Origin of the sequence: Microbacterium sp. MYb66 (assembly GCF_002979435.1) — a bacterium.
Classification (GTDB): Bacteria; Actinomycetota; Actinomycetes; order Actinomycetales; family Microbacteriaceae; genus Microbacterium.
On sequence record NZ_PCOV01000001.1, the window covers coordinates 492,793 to 511,569 of the forward strand.

Consider the following 18,777-nt stretch of genomic DNA (forward strand, 5'->3'; position numbering starts at 1 on the left):
ATAGGCTCGACTCATGCCCGCCCCGCGCACACTCGACGAGCTCTGCATCGGGCTGGGACGGATGCGTGCGGAGGCCGGCTCCCCGTCCTATGCGGAGATCGCCCGCCGGATCGGTCGCGTGCGCCTCGGGGCGGAGCCGCCCAAGGTGACCGTCTACGACTGCTTCCGTCCGGGGCGTCGTCGGGTGGACGATCGTCTGGTGGGCGACATCGTCCGTGTCCTCGGCGGCGGCGACGCTGCGGCGGACGAGTGGCGCGAGACTGCCCGCATCCTCAACGGTGAACGATCGGGCGTGCACATCGAATTGTCGCTCGCTCGTCGGAACGCACCCGGCGCCGAGATCGGTCGTGAGGAGCTGATCGCCGCCGTGCCGGAGGCCGATGTGCTCATCCTCACAGGGCTTCCCGGAGCGGGGAAGAGCACTCTGGCATCGGCGCTGACGGGCCCTGCTCCCGTTCTCACCGTGGAGCTGCGCGAGTCCGAGCCCGACCGACCGCACGCAGACCCCATCGACATCCTCCGACGCATGCTGGGAGCTCTGGGCGTCCGCTCCCTGCCGTACGAGTTGGGGGGCCTTCGTGAGCGATTGCGCTCCGCTGCCCGCGACACGACGGTGATCATCGAGGATGTGAGCGACCCCAGGCGTCTCGCCGCGCTGATCGTTCCCGGCGTGCGCTTCATCGTCACCGCGCGCGTCGACCTCGCCGACCTGGAGAACAGCGTGCGAGGCGTGGGCGTGCGTGTCGCGCGGATCACCGTGCCGCCGATGTCGGATGCCGACGCACGACGACTCCTCGCGAGCCTGCTGTCCGTCGAGAGGACCGCTCTTCCCGCCGGAGCGGACCGCGCTGTGCGCGCGGACGCGCTGGGGAGGATCGTCGCCGTCGGCGGAGGGATCCCCCTCGATCTGGTCATGCTGGCCGGAATCGTCCGGGAGAACGAAGGCTGGTCGTTCCAGGATCTGGCGTCGCGATTCGAGCACGAGCCTCGTGACGCCCGCATCCGTCCGGTGCTCGAAGCCGCCACTCGCTCCCTCTCCCACGGCGAAGCCGACCTGCTCGCGGATGCCGCGCTGCTCGACCGGGACATCGACGAAGAGGTGCTCATCGCCGCGGCAGGACCGGACTCCGCAGAGGATCTGCACCGTCTCCACGCGCGGCACCTGGTCGAGCGGCGCGACGGACACGTGCAGATGCACGCGACGGTGTTCTCCTTCGCCGCTGAGCGATCACGTTCCCTGCGTCCTTCCTCGGCCCGACGGGGGTTCGTGGAGAGGTCGGCGACCGCGGTCCTGACGCGCATCGACGAAGATCCCGACTACGCGGCGCGCGAGGTCGGGACGGTGCTGGCCGTCGCGACCGCTGCGCGGGAGCACGGGCTCGACTCGGCGACGGAGCGGCTCGCGATCGGGGCGCACGCCGCTCTCTCGAGATGGTCGCTGTGGAACGAGTCGCTGCGACTGCACGATCTGGCCGCGCGTGGGGACGGGCTCGATCTCGTGCCGGAGATCGCCCTCGGCGTCGCGCACTGCGCGGAGAAGCTCGGGCGTCTCGACGAGGCGCTGATAACACTGCATCGCGTGCGGAGGATCGCGACGGGGGCATCCCTCGCCCGGACGTGGAATCAGATCGGCAACGTGCAGCGTTGGATGAGCCACCTCGACGAAGCGCTCGAGTCCTATCAGCGTGCGATCCGGCAGGCGCGCGTCGCGGGGGACAGGATCATCGAGGGGCGCGCCACCGGCAACCACGCCGACACTCTCCGCATCCTCGCTCGTTACCCGGATGCGCTGGAGCAGTACGCCCTCGCCTTGCAGATGGCGCAGGAGGAGGGCGACGACCTCAATGTGGCCGTCGTGCGCGGCAACCGCCCGTTGCTCCTGCTCGCGATCGGGCGGCTCGATGAAGCGGAGGCGGAGTTGCAGGGGTTGCTGGACGAATCGAGCGTCGATTCGCTGCCGTTCGTGCGCAGGACGCTGGCGCTCGTGGCGGAAGCGCGGGGCGACGACGTCCGCGCCCGGCAGCTGTTCGAGGATGCGATGCGGACCCTTCAGACCGCCGGCGAGTTCGCCACCTCGGCCGATCTCGAGCTTCTGGACGCCCGGATCGCCGGCCGTGCCGGCGACTTCGTCCGCGCCATGGCCGGCGCCGCGAACGCCTTGCGCGAGGCCGAGCGTGCGGGCTCGCCGCTGATCGCGACCGAGGCCGCGAACTCGCTCGCGGAGATCCTGGCGCGTGCGGCAGCGGACGGCTCCGCCGACGACGGCCTCCTCGACGACGCGGAACGGCATGCTCGGGAGGCGCGGAGCATCGCGGAGGCGACCGGAGATCGAGCCGAAGTCGCCCGGAGCGATGCGATCCTCTCCACGATCGCTGCGGCCCGTGGTGATGGGGGAGCGTCCACGGCCCTCGCGCTGGCGTCCGCGCAGGTCTACGCGGCGATCGGGCACCGTCTGAAGACGTCGTGACGGCCCGAGGGGCGGCGGTTCGCCGGTCGCCCGGGTGACAGGATGGATGCATGGACACCGCCAACCTCACCCGCGAGGAGACAGCCGCGCGATCCGCAGCGCTCACCGTTCACCGTATCCGTGTCGAACTCGATCTGACGGGTGCGCCGGAGCGCGCGCGCAGCGGATTCCCGACAGTGACGATCCTCGAGTTCGATGCCACCGTCGAGACGACCTGGCTCGACTTCATCGGCGAGGAGGTCCGACGCGTCGTCGTGAACGGCGTCGATCAGGAGGTCGTCTACGACGGTGCGCGGATCCCGGTGTCGGGGCTCGCTCCGTCCAACGTCGTCCGCGTCGAGGCCGTCGGCGCGTACAGCCGCTCCGGCGAGGGGCTGCACCGCTTCCACGACCCGGTCGACGACCACACGTACCTCTACACGCAGTATGAGCCCGCGGATTCTCGTCGGGTCATGGCCTGCTTCGAACAGCCCGACATGAAGGCCGCCTTCACCTTCGTCGTGGATGCGCCGTCCGGCTGGGAGGTGCTCTCCAACCAGTCTCCCGCTCACACCGATCTCGGAGTCGGGGTGCAGCGGGTCGAGTTCGCCCCGACGCTGCCGATCTCGAGCTACATCACGGCGATCGCCGCCGGGCCGTACGCCCGTGTGGACGGCGAGTGGGAGCGCGAGGAGCAGCGCATCGCACTCGGAGTGTTCGTGCGGCGGTCTCTGGCTCCGCATCTGGAGGCGGACGAGATCCTCGAGGTCACCCGGCAGGGACTCGACTTCTTCACCGACGCGTTCGCATACCCCTACCCCTGGGGCAAGTACGACCAGATCTTCGTGCCCGAGTACAACCTCGGCGCCATGGAGAACCCGGGCCTGGTGACCTTCACGGAGGCGTACCTGTCGCGTGGCGCGGCGACGGACGCGCAGCGAGCGGCGCGGGCGAACACGATCCTGCATGAGATGGCGCACATGTGGTTCGGCGATCTGGTCACGATGACCTGGTGGGACGACCTCTGGCTCAAGGAGTCGTTCGCGGACTACATGGGCTCGCACGCCTCGGCGGTGGCGACTCGCTTCCATGACGCCTGGGTCAAGTTCGCGGCCAACCGCAAGGCCTGGGCCTATCAACAGGATCAGCTGCCGACGACGCACCCGATCGTGGCGGACATCACCGATCTCGAGGCCGCGAAGCTGAACTTCGACGGCATCACCTACGCCAAGGGCGCGGCAGTGCTGAAGCAGCTGGTCGCCTTCGTCGGAGATGATGCCTTCTTCGAGGGAGCCCGGCGATACTTCGCCGCCAACGCCTTCGGGAACACGACGCTCGACGACTTCCTCGTGCAGCTGAGCGCGGTGTCCGGGCGCGACATGAGCGGGTGGTCCGCGGCGTGGCTGCAGACGTCCGGCGTGTCGACTCTCTCGTTGGAGACGGATGGCGAGGGGAACCGGTTCCTGCACCAGACGGATCCCCGTCCCCACCGCCTCCGCATCGGGCTGTACGACCGGGTCGACGGTCGCATCATGCGGCGCGAGCAGCGTGAGCTCGACGTGGAGGGCGAGCGCACGAAGGTGGATCTGCCGGAAGCGGACCTGGTGCTCCTCAACGACGACGACCTCACCTATGCGAAGGCGCGACTCGATGAGCGCTCACTGCACGTGGTCGAGGAGTCGCTGTCGGCGATCGACGACCCCCTCGCGCGGGCGCTCGTGTGGTCATCTCTGTGGAATGCGACTCGCGATGGGGAGCTGGATGCCCCGCGATACCTCGCCATCGTCCGCACGCATGCGCCTGCGGAAGGGAACATCGGCCTGCTCGCGGGCATCCTCGCCAACGCGATGTACGCCCTCCGGCATTTCGTCCGAGATGAGAACCGGGGAAACGAGCACCGGAACTGGGCAAACGCGGTGCGGAGCGCGCTGCACGATGCAGAGGCGGGCAGCGATGCTCAGCTCTCCTGGGCACGGGCGCTCGCGACGGCATCCGGCTACGACGACGTGCACCACGACGAGGTGCGCGGCATGTTGGACGGGCGCGTCCCCGAGGGGCTCGTGGTCGACCCGGATCTGCGCTGGCAGCTTCTCACGGCGCTGGTCACCACGGGGCACGCCGACCTCGCGGACATCTCGGCCGAACAGGAGCGCGACGACACCGGCAGCGGGCATACCGCGGCGCGCCGGGCACGTGCGTCGTTCCCCGAGGGGGGAGTGCGACGGGCAGCGTGGGAGTCCGCGTGGGATGACCTGTCGCTCAGCAACGATCACATCGACGCCGAGATCGCCGGCTTCCGCGCGGGGGGACGGCGGGACCTGGTCTCCGCCTTCGACGACGAGTACTTCGCGCGGATCGGACGCGTGTGGCAGGAGCGCAGCATCGAGATCGCGAGACGGCTCGTGCTCGGATTCTTCCCTGCCGCTGAGTCCCTGCAGCCGGTGGACAGCTGGCTCACGGCGAACACGACGGCGCCGGCGGCGCTGCGGCGGCTCGTTATCGAGCAGCGCGATCACCTGGAGCGCGACCTCCGCGTGCGCGAGGCGCAGGGCTAGGCCGGAGGGACCTGCATCCCCATGACTGTGCGCACGATCCACGGGTGGGCGTGGTCGTCGCCGACATGGGACATGCCGAGGTTCTCGGCGACACCTCGGGAGGCGTCGTTGGCGGGGTGGATGATCGCGGTCAGCAGTGTCGGCGCGAACTCACGGGCGGCCAGTTCGACACAGGCGCGGGCAGCTTCGGTCGCGTAGCCGCGGCGCTGCATCTCGCGGCGCACGTGGTACCCGACCTCCAGCACCGGGACCCCGTTCGCGGACTGCCAGGTCAGGCCGCAGTCCCCGACGAAGTCGGCGTCGTGCGTCTCGATGATCCACAGGCCGTGGCCGTGCTCGCGGTAGCTCTCCTGCATGCGGGCGATCCACTCGGCGCTCTCCGCACGCGTCTTCGGGGCCGGGTAGAAGGCCATGACCTCCGGATCGCCGAGCAGTGCGGCCATTCGATCCAGGTCGTCCTCCGTCATCTCACGGAAGACCAGCCGTTCGGTCGGCGACGGGAGGAGGCGGCGAGGCTCGCCGCTCACAGGTCGAGGGATTCGCCGGGCTCCAGCACGAAGAACTCGCCGCCGCTCTGTTCGGTGGCCCACTGCAGGCGCTGACGGTGCATGTTCTTGCCGATCACCGACAGCGTCATGTCGTGGGTGCCGAACGCGCGCCGCGGCGCGACCGCGAGCACGTAGTCCATCGCCTCGCCGATCTTCAGCCACGGGGCACCGAGCGGAGCCGCGAGGGTCTTGACCTCGACACCTTCCGGCACGGCATAGGAGTCACCCGGGTAATACAGTTCTTCGTTCACCAGCACACCCACGTTCTCGACGATCGGGAGGGAGGAGTGGATGATCTCGTGTGTTCCGCCGAAGAACCGCAGGCTGAAGCCGCCCACCTCGACGGTGTCGCCGGGGGCGACGACGGTGATCTCATAGTCCTCTGCGGCGCGCGCCACCCCGGAGGGCGCGTAGATCGGCGTTCCGGGGGCCGCGCGCAGGAGCCGGTCCAGGTGATCCGTGGTCCAGTGATCGGGGTGCTCGTGGGTGATCACTATCGCGACGAGGTCGTTGAGGTCGTTCAGGGGAGCGGTGAAGGACCCCGGATCGACGAGCAGGGTCTTCTCGTTGGCATCGATGCGGAGGGCGGCATGTTCGAACTTGGTGACGCGCATGAGGAGAGTCAACTCCCTCCCACGGCCTCACGGCAAACGGATTCCGCGCGCCACGCCCGGGAGTCAGGGCGAGGTGGCGTCGATTTGGCGGAGCGAGAATGGCCATGGCATACTTGAACGGTTGTCGCGCGACGGAAACGTTTCGCCAGACGGCCCCATCGTATAGCGGCCTAGTACGCTGCCCTCTCACGGCGGTAACGCGGGTTCGAATCCCGCTGGGGTCACACAACACAGAAAGCCCCCGGTTCTCCGGGGGCTTTCGTCGTCTCCGGGGTCAGTCGCCCGCCCGCAGCGACAGGGTGCGGAAAGCCGCGTTGCTCAGCGGCAGGATCATCAGCGCCATCATCCCGCCCCCGAACAGAGTGAACGGCACCCAGAGCGCTGTGGCCGAGGCGAGCGCGCCGAAACCCGCCATGGCGAGGGGCATCAGGCAGTCGTCCCCCAGCCGGGTGATCGCACCCATCCGGCCGAGATAGGCCGTGTCGACGGTCGCCGAGAAGGTCGCGCTCAACAGCACCGAGGCGTATCCGGCCGTGGCGCCGATCGCGAACGCAGCCGCGGCGACGGTCCAGGCGGGACCGAAACCGAGAGCCGCGATTGCGGCCCCTTGGACGACCAGCGCCCAGAATCCGCCGCGAGCCTCGTGTCGTGGCCGCCACTTGACGACGGAGAGGGCTCCGAGGGCCGCGCCCAGTCCGAGCAGTGCTTCGAAGAGGCCGACCGCCTGTGCGCCCCATCCTTCCGCGTGTGCACGGAGCGCGAGTCCGATGCCGACGGCGGGGCCGACGGCGAGGTTGAGTCCGGAGAGGGCCAGGACGAGCGTGCGGGTCGGCGGATTCTCCGCGAGGTGAGCGAAGCCGCGGGCTATCCCGCGGAGCGCGGGCTCCCGGCCGGCGCGGGCGAGTCGGAAACGCGGACGCAGCCAGATCGCGATGAAGGCCACCACCAGGGTGAACGTGAGTGCATTCGCGGACGCGCTCCCGGCGAGCCCGGCGTGCGCCACGAGGACGCCGCCGATGGCGGCACCTCCCATCGTGCCCAGTCGCGACGCCGTCTGCGCCGCCGCGCCATAGGACGGCAGATCGGATGGTCTGACCAGCTGGCGTGCGATCGTCCCCGCCGATGGCTCGTAGAACGCGTCGCAGACCCCGAACGCGATCGCGGCGCAGAGCAGCACGACGACGGTCGGGGGTGATGCCAGCACCCAGAACGCGACGGCGACGAGCACCCCGACCCGCAGTGCGTTGAAGAGGAGCATGACGCGCCGGGCGTCTGCGCGGTCGGCGATCACGCCCCCGAAGAGCAGGATCCCGGCGCGCGGCACTGTCCCGGCCGCGACGATCAGCCCGGCGACGGCCGGCGAGGCGATCTGCACCGCAGTCCATGCGAGAGCGATCATCCACAGCGCGTCGCCGGCGTCGGAGAGCGCCTTGATGCCGATCCAGGCGTGCACGCGGTGATCGCGGCGGAACGGCGGAGGTGCGACCAGCTCCGTCGGCTCCGCGATCGCACTCATCACGGCTCCGTGGGGAACGCGTGTGCGAACACGAAGACGGGAACGCGCTCCTGGCCGTCCTCGAGGTCGATCGATCCCTGCCACTCGCGCATCGTCTGGAGGATCCGCGCGGAGAGATCACGCAGCTCCTCCGGAGAGGCCCAGGCTGTCGTCTCGGAGTTCGAACCGTCGTAGTCCGCGTACGCCGGATCAGTGCTCCGTCGATGCCACCGCTGCAGCCGTGCGATCTGCATGCGGATCCCCTGACGCTGGGCTTCCCGTGCGAGCAGCGCATCCGCGGAGGAGTCCGCGAAGTCGTCGACCGACCAGGTGAGGCGGCGTCTCTTCGCTGCCCACCAACTGGTCCGTCTGTCGCCGGAAGGGTCGCGCGCACGTTCCACGAGGCCGGCACGTTCCAGCATCCGCAGGTGATGGCTGATGCTCCCTACCTGGCTGTCGAGTGCGCGCGCCAGGACGGTCACCTGCGTGCTGCCGTAGAGCAGCAGGTAGTCGTAGATGCGACGGCGCAGCGGGTGGTTCACAGCGGTGATCACGGCTATCTCTTCCACGGGAGTCGACGCTAATCGCGGATCCCCGGGTACACAAGAGATCTTGTATACCGCGGAAAATCAATGAATCGGCCCGCTCCTGAGAGGATCTGGAGCGGGCCGATGAGGTGCTTCGAGCCTCAGCTCTCGTCCATCGTCCCCGCTGCCGAGTCGCTGCGCGCGGTACGACGATCGCGACGCGTCCGGCGGACGAGCCAGATGATCAGCACCACGACGCCGGCGATCGCGGCCCAGGGGAGGATGAAGCCGAGCGCGATCACGAGGGCGTTGAGAGAGACCACGAGTCCGTTCCATCCCGCCAGCAGTCCGTCCGTGAATCCCGCAGGGTCGGCGGTGGTCGGTGCTGCGGTCCGCGTCAGCTGCACCTGCAGCGACGACATCGCGACCTGGTCGTCGAGGGCCGCGAGCTGCTGCTCGTAGGACTCGAGCTGAGCCTGACGGTCGGTGAGCGCGACCTCTGCTTCGATGAGCTCGGAGACGCTGCCGGACTGCGCCATCAGCTCGGTGAGACGCGCCACGGACTCCCTCGTCGAGTCCACGCGGGCCTGAAGATCGATCGAGGCCGCGGTCACGTCCTGCTTCGAAGTCGATGAGGACAGCACTTCGCCGGTGTCGCCGAGTGCGGCGATGACGTCCGTCAGGTCGGCGGACGGCACACGGATGCTGATCCAGCCGTATCCGGAGTCCGCAGGCGCAGGCGCCGGCTCCGAAGCGCCGTCGATCGCCTGGGCCTTCCCGACTTCCGTGCTCTCGACATAGCCGCCGCGCTCTTCGGCGAGGGCGGCGATCGACGCTGCGGCGTCGGGGATGCTCGTCACCTGCACGGTGGCCTGTGCGGTCGCGATGATCTCGCGCCCGTCACCCGTCGCCACCGTTCCCGGCAGCACCGCTCCGCTCACGTCGGAGCTCAGGGCGCCGCCCGGGAGCGACTCCGGAGCCATTTCCACGAGCCGCTCGGGCGAATCGGCGGCGGAGTCGGCGACCGAGCCGCCCGGCATGCTCAACCCCTCGGCGGTCACCGATGACGAACCCCCCACGGCTCCGAGGATCGGCGGGGTCACGAGCACACCGATCACGAACGCGGCGGCGATCCCGCCACCGGTGAGCCAGCGACGACGGCGAACCCGAGACTTCGCCTCGGCTGGGCGTGCGGGTGCTCGATCGCCGGCGATCTCGGCGAACACGGCGTCCTCGATGCGGGCGATGGTCTCGTCGGTCAGGGCGGGGAGGTCGCCGCTGGTGGTCTGGTGGTTCATGCGTCTCTCACTTCCTTCACGGCGCCTCGCAACTGCGTGCGCACTCGCGAGAGACGGTTCCGCACGACGGCGTGACTCACGCCGAGCTCTTCGGCTGCGGCCTGATAGGCGAATCCCTCGGACGCGCAGAGCCGGAAGATCTCGCGGTCGAGGTCGCTCAGGGTGCCGACCTCGGCCGCGATCCGTGCTGCCAGCTCCGCCGTGATGACCTGCTCTTCGACGCTGACGGTGTCCGGCAGCGTCTCGTCGGCCGCCTCGGTCGTGTGGGCCTGATCGCGGCGACGCTGGCGAAGCCGATTGGCCGCCTGGAAACGGCAGATCGTCGCCAGCCAGGGCAGGATCGACTCGCCCTGGAGCTCCAGATCGGGGAGTTTCCGCCAGGCGACGACGAACGTCTCCTGCGTCACGTCCTCCGCGTCGGCGGGGGAGGCGAGAATCCCCTGCGCGATCCAGTAGACGGGTCGCACATGAGCGCGGTACAGCTGGCGGAAGGCGCTCTCGTCGCCTGCCGCGGCCTGCGCCGCCCATTTCTGATCACTCGTCTGCACGGGCATCCTGATTCCGTTCGGTGTCTCTCACTCGGAAAGTGTCGGCGGGTGCCTCATCGTCTCAGATTCCCCGCCCGGCGTCCTGTCGCCGTGCGTGCCGACGTATTTCGTCGGGGCGCTTCTTCGTCCTCCGCGGCTCCGGTAGCATTGCCCCGGCGAGAGGGAGTATCCCGGATCCGCGCGTAACGTCATCACGAGCACCGTCATCGCTGCTCCGGGCGCGCGACGCACTCTGTGCGGGGGAGAGACTTTCGACTCATTCCCGACCCCTCGCGAAAGGTGCAGTGCGCCCTTGGAAATCCCCCTCTGGTTCGAGATCACCTCGATGGTCGTCCTGTCGATCATCCTGATCGCCGACCTTCTGCTGATCCGGCTGCGGCCGCACATCCCCTCGACCAAGGAGTCCACCCTCTGGGTCGTCTTCTACGTGGGGCTCGCGCTGCTGTTCGCGGTGCTCCTGGGCAATGTCGGAGGCTGGCAGAACGCGGGTGACTTCATCACCGGCTGGGCGCTGGAATACAGCCTGTCGATCGACAACCTGTTCGTCTTCGTCCTGATCATGGCCCAGTTCGCCGTGCCGCGACGCCTGCAGCAGCAGGTGCTCATGGTGGGAATCATCATCGCGCTCATCCTGCGCGGACTGTTCATCCTCGCCGGCGTCGCGATCGTCGAGAACTTCTCGCCGATCTTCTACATCTTCGGCGCGTTCCTGATCTGGACCGCGATCCGCCAGGCGATGCCCGACGGCGATCACGACGGCGAGGTGCAGCGCGAGAACTTCATCGTCCGACAGCTGCGCCGTCGCGTCGACATCAGCGAGACGTACGACGGATCGAAGATCCGCACCACCGTCGACGGCAAGCGGATGTGGACTCCGATGGTGATCGTGTTCATCACCATCGGCGTGACCGACCTGATCTTCGCGATCGATTCGATCCCCGCGATCTTCGAGATCACCACCAACGGCTTCCTGGTGTTCTCGGCCAACATCTTCGCGCTGATGGGACTGCGCCAGCTGTACTTCCTGCTCGGCGACCTGCTCGATCGCCTGCGCTACCTGCACTACGGCATCGCCGTCATCCTCGGCTTCATCGGCATCAAGCTGATCCTGCACGCGCTGCACGTCAACGAGCTGCCTTTCATCAACGGCGGAGAGCATGTCGAGTGGGTGCCCGACATCAGCAACATGGTCTCGCTCGGCGTGATCCTGGCGTCGATGACCATCGCGACGGTCGCGAGCCTGATCGCCTCCTCGCGGGAGAAGCGTGCGGCGAGGTCCACGACGAACGTGGAGTGACAGCGTGGCGTCAGCGGCATCTCATTCGTCTGACCACAGAAGCTCGGCGTCGAGCGTGAGGTCGATGATCTGACGAAGCAGCGCCCCCACCGTGGTGGACTGCAGGAGCGCGTATCTGTCGTACTCGCCGAGGGGAGCGATGGCGGCGAGCTGCCATGCCGCGGCGACCGGATCATCCGAGAGCTCGGTCTCGGCATCCCACTGGGCCTCGGGCGCGTGCGCGAGAGTGCGGCGCACGATCGCCTCGGCTTCCGCGCGCAGCGGGATGAGTTCGTCGCTCCAGTCGAGCTCGGGCAGCGATGTGACCTCGGCGCGGGGGAACGGCTCGTCGTCCAGCCACTCATCGACGGTGAACCGATCCGTACCGACGGCGATGGCGAGCAGAGCGTCCGCACCGGCGGAGACGCTGACCAGCCGGGCGATCGTCCCGACGCGACTGCGCCGATCGCCACCGCCGACCTCGTGTCCGCGTTCGATGAGGACGACGCCGAACCGAGGGGCCTCCTCATCCAGGAGCTTCCCGATCATCCTGAGGTACCGCGGCTCGAACACGCGCAGGGGAAGCGGGGTGTGCGGGAAATGCACCGAGCGGAGCGGGAACATCGGTATGACGGTCACAGCACCAGTCAACACCGAGAGACGTAAAGTGAACAGATGCGCCGCCCTCGCCCCATCGCCCCCGCCCTCGGGCAGGAATCCGTCTGGGACTACCCGGGGCCGCCACGCGTCGAACCGGTCGCGGAGCGCATCACGATCCGCCTCGGCGGAGATCTGATCGCCGATACCCGTGGTGCGATGCGCGTGCTGGAAACGAGTCACCCTCCCGTGTACTACCTTCCGATCGCCGACTTCGTCCCCGGTGCGCTCGTCGATGCCCCCGGCGGGTCATTCTGCGAGTTCAAGGGCGCTGCCCGCTACTTCGATGTGCGAGGCGGAGACACATTGCGTCGGGGCGCGGCCTGGAACTACCCGCACCCGGCACGCGGCTACGAGGTCCTGACCGACCGCGTCGCCGTGTATGCGGCGCAGATGGACGAGTGCACCGTCGGGGACGAGATCGCCGTTCCGCAACCGGGTGGGTTCTACGGCGGGTGGGTCACCTCTTCCGTCGTCGGTCCTTTCAAGGGCATCCCCGGTTCACAGGGCTGGTGACGGCCGGCCGGCCCGCCGATCAGAACGCGCGCAGGTTCGCCTGCAGACCGCCGTCCGTGTACTCGCGTCGAAGGATGCCGCGGCGACGCAGGATCGGGACGAGCTCGTCGAGAGTGCGGTGCAGCGTGACCGGATGGAAGTCGCCCCACAGCAGGATGCCGTCGTTGCCCCACGTCCCGAGCTCCTCGATGAGATCGGCGAACTCCTCAGCCGTGCCCACGAAGCCGGTGCGGTCGGAGATCCGGCCGGCGCGCACGAGCGCCGTCAGGTGCGCCCGCAGTGGCGCGTCCTCGCCTCGGTCCCCGACCAGGCGCTGGATACTGCCACGCGAGACGTGCGCGCCGAAGATCGAAAGGTCGAGCGGGCGATCGAGGTCGAGCGACGTCAGATCGGTCTCGAGGTCGCTCGACTGCTTGCGGGCGATCTGTACGAGAGCCGCCTCATCGGGGTGCGCAGAGGCTGCGACGATACGATCGGCTTCTTCCGCGGACGACGCGATGACCGGCTGAATGGCGAAGAGGATCTTGATGTCCTCCGGCCGCCGCCCCTTCGCTATCGCCGCCTCGTGGACCTTGGCGCGGTAGGCGCGCACGGACGCCTCGTGCAGAGGAGCGAGCGCGAGCTGGACGTCGGAGTTCGCGCCGGCGAAGCCGAGGCCGCGGCCGGAGCCGCCGGGCGACACGATGGCCGGCTCACCATCGGTGAAGGGGAGTGCGTTGAGCGGTCCGTCGAAGGCGAAGTGCTCTCCGCGGTGGCGGACGGCGCGCAGCCTGGCGCCGTCCGCATAGACATCGGTCGCCCGGTCCGCGACCAGCGCGCCGTCGTCCCAGCTGTGCCAGAGCGCGCGGATGCCGTCGAGCCACTCCTCGGCGCGGTCGTAGGCCTCGTCGTGTCCGAGCTGCGGTGCGTCGGAGAAGTGACGGGCGCTTCCGGTGTCGGTGACGACGTTGAGCCCGAGTCGATGCCCGCTCAGATGCTGCAGCGTCGCGAACTGACGCGCCGAGGTGAACGGCAGGGAGGCCGCCGGATTCACGGTCGGCACGACTCCGAGGTGTCTCGTCGCCTGGAAGAGGTAGGGGGCGAGCAGCAGTGGATCGTGCTTCGGGCCCCCGAACGCGTGACGGACGCGGATGTCGATGGTCTCGGGGGAACCGAGCGAGGGGCCGTCCTCGATGATGACGAGGTCGAATCCCGCCTGCTCCAGCGTTCGGGCGGCCTCCTGGTAGATCTCCGGCCGGGTCCAGTCGTAGTCCCAGTCCAGGGAGGGGTAGCCCCAGCCCTGGGGGCCGAAGCCGCGGGCGAGGAACCAGCCGAAGTGCTGCGGACGGGTCATGCCACAGCCTCCCTCGCACCGGCGAGGACCTGGGTGAGGTCGGAGATGAGGTCTTCCACGTCTTCGATCCCGATCGACAGCCGCAGCGTGCCGGGTCGCACGCCGAGTGTCTCCCGCTCGGATTCCGTGCGCTGGGCGTGGCTGGTCGTCCCCGGGTGCAGCACCAGGGAGCGCACGTCGCCGATGTGGGTCATGTGGGTGAACACCTGCACATGCTCCACGAAGCGGCGGGCGGCGGGCAGGCCTCCGCGCAGCGTGAAGGTGAAGATCGATCCGAAGCCGCCGTCCAGGTAGCGAAGTGCGGTCTCGTGGTCGGGATGCGAGGGGAGACCGACGTAGTCGACGCTCTCGACCTCGTCGTGCGCTTCCAGCCACCGCGCGATCTCGAGCGCGTTCCGGGACTGCCGCTCCACGCGCAGTCCGAGCGTCTCGGCCCCCTGGCCGATCAGGAATGCGTTCAGCGGCGACGGCGAGGCGCCGAATCGCGGCGCGACGGACTCTCGGGCGTAGGCGATGCGGGCGCGGCCTCCGTGACGGGCGAAGACACTGGGCGTGTCCCCTCGTCCCGGGAGAACGAGATGCGGGGCGTTGTGACCGGCGAGCTCGGCGTCGAAGCGTCCGTCGTCCACGATCACCCCGCCGAGGACCGAGCCGTGCCCTGCGAGGAACTTCGAGGCGGAGTGGACGACGATCGCCGCACCGTGCTCCAGCGGGCGCAGCAGTGCAGGAGTGGCCAGCGTGTTGTCGATGATCAGGGGGATCGCGGATTCGTCGGCGATCGCGCTGATGGCGGCGATGTCCAGGACATCGTTGCGGGCGTTGGCGACCGACTCGGCGAACAGGGCGCGCGTATTGGGGCGGATCGCCGAGCGCCAGGCATCCGGATCGGAGATGTCATCGACGAAGGTCGTCTCGATGTCGAGCCGAGCCAGGTTGTCGAGGAAGAGCCCCCGGCTGCCCTCGTAGATATGCGTGGAGGAGACGATGTGATCGCCGGCGCCTGCGACCGTGAGCAGCGCCGTGGCGACCGCCGCCTGGCCGCTGGCGACGAGGACGGCATCCGCGCCGGCCTCGAGCGCGGCGAGCTGTCGCTCGACCGCACGGACCGTCGGATTCCCCGTGCGGGTGTAACCGAACCCGGCTCCCGTGCTGAAGTGGTCGGCGGCGTGGTCGAAGTCGTCGAACTCGAACCCGGCCGTGAGGTAGATCGGGGTGGCCCTGGATGCCGCCGTCTCGCGGCTTCTCGCCGCATGGACCGCACGGGTGGCGAAGCGGGCGGTGTCGACGGTCATACGGAAGCCTCTCGGTCGTTCGGGTGCTCAACAGAGTGTCATGACGGGTCGGAGCACGTCCGAGCGGTGGTAATCTGACGTCATGCGGACCGTGCTCCTTCTTCTTAGCGGCCGCGACGAGACCTCGATCTGAGCCCCTCCTCGTCGCGGAGTCCATCGTGGGCCGAACCGCCAGCCACAGGAGACACGCAATGACCACCCCCGCAAACGGTGCCGATTCCGCACGCCGCCGGACCCTCGCCGAGAAGGTCTGGGACGACCACCTGGTCGTCAAGGGCGAGAACGGCGAACCGGACCTCATCTACATCGATCTGCACCTCGTGCACGAGGTCACCAGCCCGCAGGCATTCGATGGTCTGCGCAGCGAGGGACGGCCGCTGCGCCGACTCGACCTCACGATCGCGACGGAGGACCACAACACCCCGACGCTGGAGATCCACAAGCCGATCGCCGACCTGACGAGCCGCACGCAGATCGAGACCCTGCGTCGCAACGCCGCGGAGTTCGGGGTGCGTCTGCACTCGCTCGGTGACGCGGAGCAGGGCATCGTGCACGTCGTGGGGCCGCAGCTCGGGCTCACGATGCCGGGCATCACGGTGGTCTGCGGTGATTCGCACACCTCGACGCACGGCGCTTTCGGAGCGATGGCCTTCGGCATCGGCACCAGCGAGGTCGAGCACGTCATGGCCACGCAGACACTGCCGCTGAAGCCGTTCAAGACGATGGCGATCAATGTCGAGGGCACGCTGCGCGACGGCGTCACGGCCAAGGACATCATCCTCGCCGTGATCGCGAAGATCGGCACCGGAGGCGGCCAGGGCTACGTGCTCGAGTACCGCGGGAGCGCCATCCGCGCCCTCTCCATGGAGGGCCGCATGACGATCTGCAACATGTCGATCGAGGCGGGGGCGCGTGCCGGCATGGTCGCCCCTGACGAGACCACCTTCGCGTACCTCGAGGGCCGTCCGCACGCGCCCAAGGGCGAGGACTGGGAAGACGCCGTCGCGTACTGGCGCACACTGCCGACCGACGAAGGAGCGACCTTCGATGCCGAGGTGTTCATCGATGCCGACGACCTCGAGCCGTTCGTGACGTGGGGGACCAACCCCGGTCAGGGCAGCTCGCTGTCGGCCTCCGTGCCGAACCCGGCCGAGATCGTCGACCCGAACGAGCGGGCGGCAGCCGAGCGGGCGCTGGAGTACATGGATCTGACGCCGGGCACGCCCCTCAAGGAGGTGCCGGTCGACGCGGTGTTCATGGGATCGTGCACGAACAGCCGCATCGAGGATCTGCGCGCCTTCGCGTCGATCATCCAGGGCAAGAAGAAGGCCGATGGCGTGCGCGTCATGGTCGTACCCGGCTCCGCCAGGGTGCGCCTGGAAGCGGAGGCCGAGGGGCTCGACCAGGTCATCAAGGACTTCGGTGCGGAGTGGCGCTTCGCCGGGTGCTCGATGTGCCTGGGTATGAATCCGGACCAGCTCGCGCCGGGGGAGCGCTGCGCCTCCACCTCGAACCGCAACTTCGAGGGTCGCCAGGGCAAGGGAGGACGTACGCACCTCGTCTCGCCTCTCGTCGCAGCGGCGACCGCGATCCGTGGCACGCTGTCCAGCCCCAGCGACCTGACGGAAGAGGTCTGAATCATGGAGAAGTTCACCACTCACACCGGCATCGCGGCTCCGCTGAAGCGCTCGAACGTCGACACCGACCAGATCATCCCGGCCGTCTTCCTCAAGCGCGTCACCAAGACCGGTTTCGAGGACGCGCTGTTCCACGGCTGGCGCCAGGACCCGGAGTTCGTGCTGAATCAGGCACCGTTCCAGGGTGCCTCCATCCTGCTCGCAGGCCCCGACTTCGGGACCGGATCGAGCCGCGAGCACGCCGTCTGGGCCCTGCGCGACTTCGGCTTCGCCGTCGTCCTCAGCCCGCGCTTCGCGGACATCTTCCGGGGCAACTCGGGCAAGCAGGGACTCCTCGCGGCGACGATCTCGGAAGAGGATCTCGAGCGGTTCTGGGCTGAGATCGACCGGAATCCCGGGGTTCAGATGACCGTCGACCTGGAGGCGCGCACGGCGTCCATCGGCGACGTCCAGGCCGAGATCGGGATCGACGATTACACTAGATGGCGGCTCCTCGAAGGGCTCGATGACATCGGGCTCACGCTGCGCAATGAAGACAAGATCGCGCAGTTCGAGGCCCGTCGCGAGTCGTGGCGGCCCCGAACCCTTCCCGTCCAGTAGACGGTGGGGGCGGGGGAGCCCAGGGGCAACCCGCCCCCGAAATCCGTAGATGAAGTGAGGCTCCGAATGACGACACCTGTGCGCGACGCTCTTCCGGACGGAGTCCCTGCACTCACCGGAGACGTCCTCGCCATTCGAGGCGGACGCCCGCTCCGCGGACGTGTCGACGTCAAGGGTGCGAAGAACCTGGCGACGAAGGCCATGGTCGCCTCGCTCCTCGGCGAGACGGTCAGCACGCTCCGCGACGTGCCGGCGATCAGCGACGTCGCCGTCGTCCGCTCGCTCCTCGAGGTCCACGGTGTCCGCGTCTCCGACGGCGACGAGCCCGGCGCGCTGGTCTTCGACCCGAGTGACGTCGAGTCCGCGCACTTCGAGGAGATCGACGCCCACGCCGGCGCGTCTCGCATCCCGATCCTGTTCTGCGGCCCACTGCTGCACCGGCTCGGTCAGGCGTTCATCCCCGACCTCGGCGGATGCCGGATCGGCGACCGCCCCATCGACTTCCACCTGGACGCGCTGCGCAAGTTCGGCGCGATCGTCGAGAAGCTCCCCAGCGGCATCCGCCTCTCGACGGGTGGGAACCGCCTCCACGGGGCGAACATCCACCTTCCGTACCCGAGCGTCGGTGCGACGGAGCAGGTGCTGCTCACCGCCGTCCGCGCAGAGGGCGTGACGGAGCTGCGCAACGCGGCCATCGAGCCCGAGATCATGGATCTGATCGCGGTCCTGCAGAAGATGGGCGCGATCATCTCCTACGAGCCCAACCGGGTCATCGTCATCGAGGGCGTCGAGAAGCTCCGCGGCTACGACCACCGGTCGATCTTCGACCGCAACGAGGCGGCCTCCTGGGCGTCCGCGGCGCTGGCCACCGACGGCGAGATCTTCGTCGGCGGGGCGAAGCAGCAGGAGATGCTGACCTTCCTCAACATCTTCCGCAAGGCGGGCGGCTGGTTCGACATCCAGGAAGACGGCATCCTCTTCCGTCGTGACGGGGAGATCAAGCCGGTCGTCATCGAGACGGACGTGCACCCCGGCTTCATGACCGATTGGCAGCAGCCCCTCGTGGTCGCGCTGACCCAGGCGCACGGTCGCTCGGCCGTCCACGAGACCGTGTACGAGAACCGGATGGGCTTCACGGAGGCGCTGGTCAAGATGGGCGCCGACATCGTCGTGCACCCGCGAGGTCTGCAGGACGGTCCGCGCCGCGTTCCCCGTCGCGACCTCGAGCAGGCCGCCGTCATCACGGGCCCGACGCCGCTGCATGGCGCGGACATCGTGGTGCCCGACCTCCGCGGCGGTTACAGCCACGTCATCGCCGCGCTGACGGCCACCGGCGAGTCGAAGGTGTCGGGCGTCGACATCCTCAGCCGCGGTTACGAGAAGTTCCTCGCCAAGCTCGACGCGCTCGGCGCCGACTTCGACGTCATCCGGTGAG

Annotated in this window: 16 protein-coding genes and 1 tRNA gene; 8 read left to right on the forward strand and 9 right to left on the reverse strand. The window is 68.7% G+C overall.

All coding sequences use genetic code 11. The features are described 5' to 3' along the window. Positions 1 to 13 precede the first annotated feature (13 nt). Together CQ045_RS02325 and pepN are read left to right on the forward strand one after the other, a co-directional pair. Positions 14 to 2,467, forward strand: a complete 2,454-nt coding sequence (locus tag CQ045_RS02325; RefSeq protein WP_105721065.1) for a tetratricopeptide repeat protein — start codon at positions 14 to 16, stop codon at positions 2,465 to 2,467. A gap of 50 nt (positions 2,468 to 2,517) precedes the next feature. Next, a complete protein-coding gene (pepN, locus tag CQ045_RS02330) occupies positions 2,518 to 5,001 on the forward strand; it encodes an aminopeptidase N (protein ID WP_105721066.1) in 2,484 nt (827 codons plus the stop codon). Here pepN and CQ045_RS02335 read toward each other — a convergent pair. Continuing rightward, entirely contained in the window at positions 4,998 to 5,528 is a 531-nt protein-coding gene (locus tag CQ045_RS02335) for a GNAT family N-acetyltransferase (RefSeq protein WP_258130928.1), read from the reverse strand. The genes pepN and CQ045_RS02335 overlap by 4 nt on opposite strands. Then, complete coding sequence (locus CQ045_RS02340; RefSeq protein WP_105721067.1) at positions 5,525 to 6,163, reverse strand: MBL fold metallo-hydrolase; 639 nt, start codon at positions 6,161 to 6,163, stop codon at positions 5,525 to 5,527. The genes CQ045_RS02335 and CQ045_RS02340 overlap by 4 nt, the downstream gene beginning before the upstream one ends. A 151-nt stretch (positions 6,164 to 6,314) precedes the next feature. On the opposite strand from CQ045_RS02340, the gene CQ045_RS02345 reads away from it, so the two are divergent. Further along, positions 6,315 to 6,387 (forward strand) — tRNA-Glu (locus tag CQ045_RS02345). A gap of 50 nt (positions 6,388 to 6,437) precedes the next feature. Here the strand turns inward: CQ045_RS02345 and CQ045_RS02350 are convergent. The 4 genes from CQ045_RS02350 to CQ045_RS02365 form a co-directional block, all read right to left on the reverse strand. Beyond that, the gene (locus CQ045_RS02350; RefSeq protein ID WP_105721068.1) at positions 6,438 to 7,679 is read right to left on the reverse strand and encodes an MFS transporter; all 1,242 of its coding nucleotides are present in this window, start codon (positions 7,677 to 7,679) and stop codon (positions 6,438 to 6,440) included. Further along, positions 7,679 to 8,227 carry a helix-turn-helix domain-containing protein gene (locus CQ045_RS02355; RefSeq protein WP_105721069.1) on the reverse strand — a complete coding sequence of 183 codons (549 nt, stop codon included), beginning with the start codon at positions 8,225 to 8,227 and terminating at the stop codon, positions 7,679 to 7,681. The genes CQ045_RS02350 and CQ045_RS02355 overlap by 1 nt, the downstream gene beginning before the upstream one ends. A gap of 119 nt (positions 8,228 to 8,346) precedes the next feature. Beyond that, complete coding sequence (locus tag CQ045_RS02360; RefSeq protein ID WP_105721070.1) at positions 8,347 to 9,483, reverse strand: DUF4349 domain-containing protein; 1,137 nt, start codon at positions 9,481 to 9,483, stop codon at positions 8,347 to 8,349. Then, on the reverse strand, positions 9,480 to 10,037 hold the full coding sequence (locus tag CQ045_RS02365) for an RNA polymerase sigma factor (RefSeq protein WP_105721071.1): 558 nt from the start codon (positions 10,035 to 10,037) through the stop codon (positions 9,480 to 9,482). Before CQ045_RS02365 ends, CQ045_RS02360 begins: the two co-directional genes overlap by 4 nt. 286 nt (positions 10,038 to 10,323) lie before the next feature. Between CQ045_RS02365 and CQ045_RS02370 the strand changes: the two genes are divergently transcribed. Next, complete coding sequence (locus CQ045_RS02370; RefSeq protein ID WP_105721072.1) at positions 10,324 to 11,328, forward strand: TerC/Alx family metal homeostasis membrane protein; 1,005 nt, start codon at positions 10,324 to 10,326, stop codon at positions 11,326 to 11,328. A gap of 21 nt (positions 11,329 to 11,349) precedes the next feature. Here CQ045_RS02370 and CQ045_RS02375 read toward each other — a convergent pair whose 3' ends face one another. Then, positions 11,350 to 11,946 (reverse strand): LON peptidase substrate-binding domain-containing protein, encoded by a 597-nt coding sequence (locus CQ045_RS02375; RefSeq protein ID WP_105721073.1) that lies wholly within the window; start codon positions 11,944 to 11,946, stop codon positions 11,350 to 11,352. A 36-nt stretch (positions 11,947 to 11,982) separates the two neighbouring features. Here CQ045_RS02375 and CQ045_RS02380 point away from each other — a divergent pair, with 36 nt between their 5' ends. Beyond that, on the forward strand, positions 11,983 to 12,480 hold the full coding sequence (locus tag CQ045_RS02380) for a DUF427 domain-containing protein (protein WP_105721074.1): 498 nt from the start codon (positions 11,983 to 11,985) through the stop codon (positions 12,478 to 12,480). A 19-nt stretch (positions 12,481 to 12,499) separates the two neighbouring features. Here CQ045_RS02380 and CQ045_RS02385 read toward each other — a convergent pair whose 3' ends face one another. Beyond that, entirely contained in the window at positions 12,500 to 13,813 is a 1,314-nt protein-coding gene (locus CQ045_RS02385) for an LLM class flavin-dependent oxidoreductase (protein WP_105721075.1), read from the reverse strand. Then, on the reverse strand, positions 13,810 to 15,105 hold the full coding sequence (locus CQ045_RS02390) for an O-acetylhomoserine aminocarboxypropyltransferase/cysteine synthase family protein (protein ID WP_105721076.1): 1,296 nt from the start codon (positions 15,103 to 15,105) through the stop codon (positions 13,810 to 13,812). The genes CQ045_RS02385 and CQ045_RS02390 overlap by 4 nt, the downstream gene beginning before the upstream one ends. Before the next feature lie 191 nt (positions 15,106 to 15,296). Between CQ045_RS02390 and leuC the strand changes: the two genes are divergently transcribed. The 3 genes from leuC to murA all read left to right on the forward strand — a co-directional run bounded on the left by leuC (position 15,297) and on the right by murA (position 18,776). Further along, entirely contained in the window at positions 15,297 to 16,742 is a 1,446-nt protein-coding gene (gene leuC, locus CQ045_RS02395; RefSeq protein WP_105721077.1) for a 3-isopropylmalate dehydratase large subunit, read from the forward strand. 3 nt (positions 16,743 to 16,745) lie between these two features. Next, positions 16,746 to 17,342, forward strand: coding sequence for a 3-isopropylmalate dehydratase small subunit (gene leuD, locus CQ045_RS02400; RefSeq protein WP_105721078.1), 597 nt, complete (start codon positions 16,746 to 16,748; stop codon positions 17,340 to 17,342). A 66-nt stretch (positions 17,343 to 17,408) separates the two neighbouring features. Beyond that, a complete protein-coding gene (gene murA, locus CQ045_RS02405) occupies positions 17,409 to 18,776 on the forward strand; it encodes a UDP-N-acetylglucosamine 1-carboxyvinyltransferase (protein WP_105721079.1) in 1,368 nt (455 codons plus the stop codon). Position 18,777: the final 1 nt, after the last annotated feature.

Bases quoted from the DNA above. Each gene is read 5' to 3' on its own strand.
- CQ045_RS02340 (WP_105721067.1), bottom strand. From the start codon at position 6,163: ATGCGCGTCACCAAGTTCGAACATGCCGCCCTCCGCATCGATGCCAAC.
- pepN (WP_105721066.1), top strand. From the start codon at position 2,518: ATGGACACCGCCAACCTCACCCGCGAGGAGACAGCCGCGCGATCCGCA.
- murA (WP_105721079.1), top strand. From the start codon at position 17,409: ATGACGACACCTGTGCGCGACGCTCTTCCGGACGGAGTCCCTGCACTC.
- CQ045_RS02380 (WP_105721074.1), top strand. From the start codon at position 11,983: ATGCGCCGCCCTCGCCCCATCGCCCCCGCCCTCGGGCAGGAATCCGTC.
- leuC (WP_105721077.1), top strand. From the start codon at position 15,297: ATGACCACCCCCGCAAACGGTGCCGATTCCGCACGCCGCCGGACCCTC.
- leuD (WP_105721078.1), top strand. From the start codon at position 16,746: ATGGAGAAGTTCACCACTCACACCGGCATCGCGGCTCCGCTGAAGCGC.
- CQ045_RS02365 (WP_105721071.1), bottom strand. From the start codon at position 10,037: ATGCCCGTGCAGACGAGTGATCAGAAATGGGCGGCGCAGGCCGCGGCA.
- CQ045_RS02350 (WP_105721068.1), bottom strand. From the start codon at position 7,679: ATGAGTGCGATCGCGGAGCCGACGGAGCTGGTCGCACCTCCGCCGTTC.
- CQ045_RS02325 (WP_105721065.1), top strand. From the start codon at position 14: ATGCCCGCCCCGCGCACACTCGACGAGCTCTGCATCGGGCTGGGACGG.
- CQ045_RS02385 (WP_105721075.1), bottom strand. From the start codon at position 13,813: ATGACCCGTCCGCAGCACTTCGGCTGGTTCCTCGCCCGCGGCTTCGGC.
- CQ045_RS02360 (WP_105721070.1), bottom strand. From the start codon at position 9,483: ATGAACCACCAGACCACCAGCGGCGACCTCCCCGCCCTGACCGACGAG.
- CQ045_RS02390 (WP_105721076.1), bottom strand. From the start codon at position 15,105: ATGACCGTCGACACCGCCCGCTTCGCCACCCGTGCGGTCCATGCGGCG.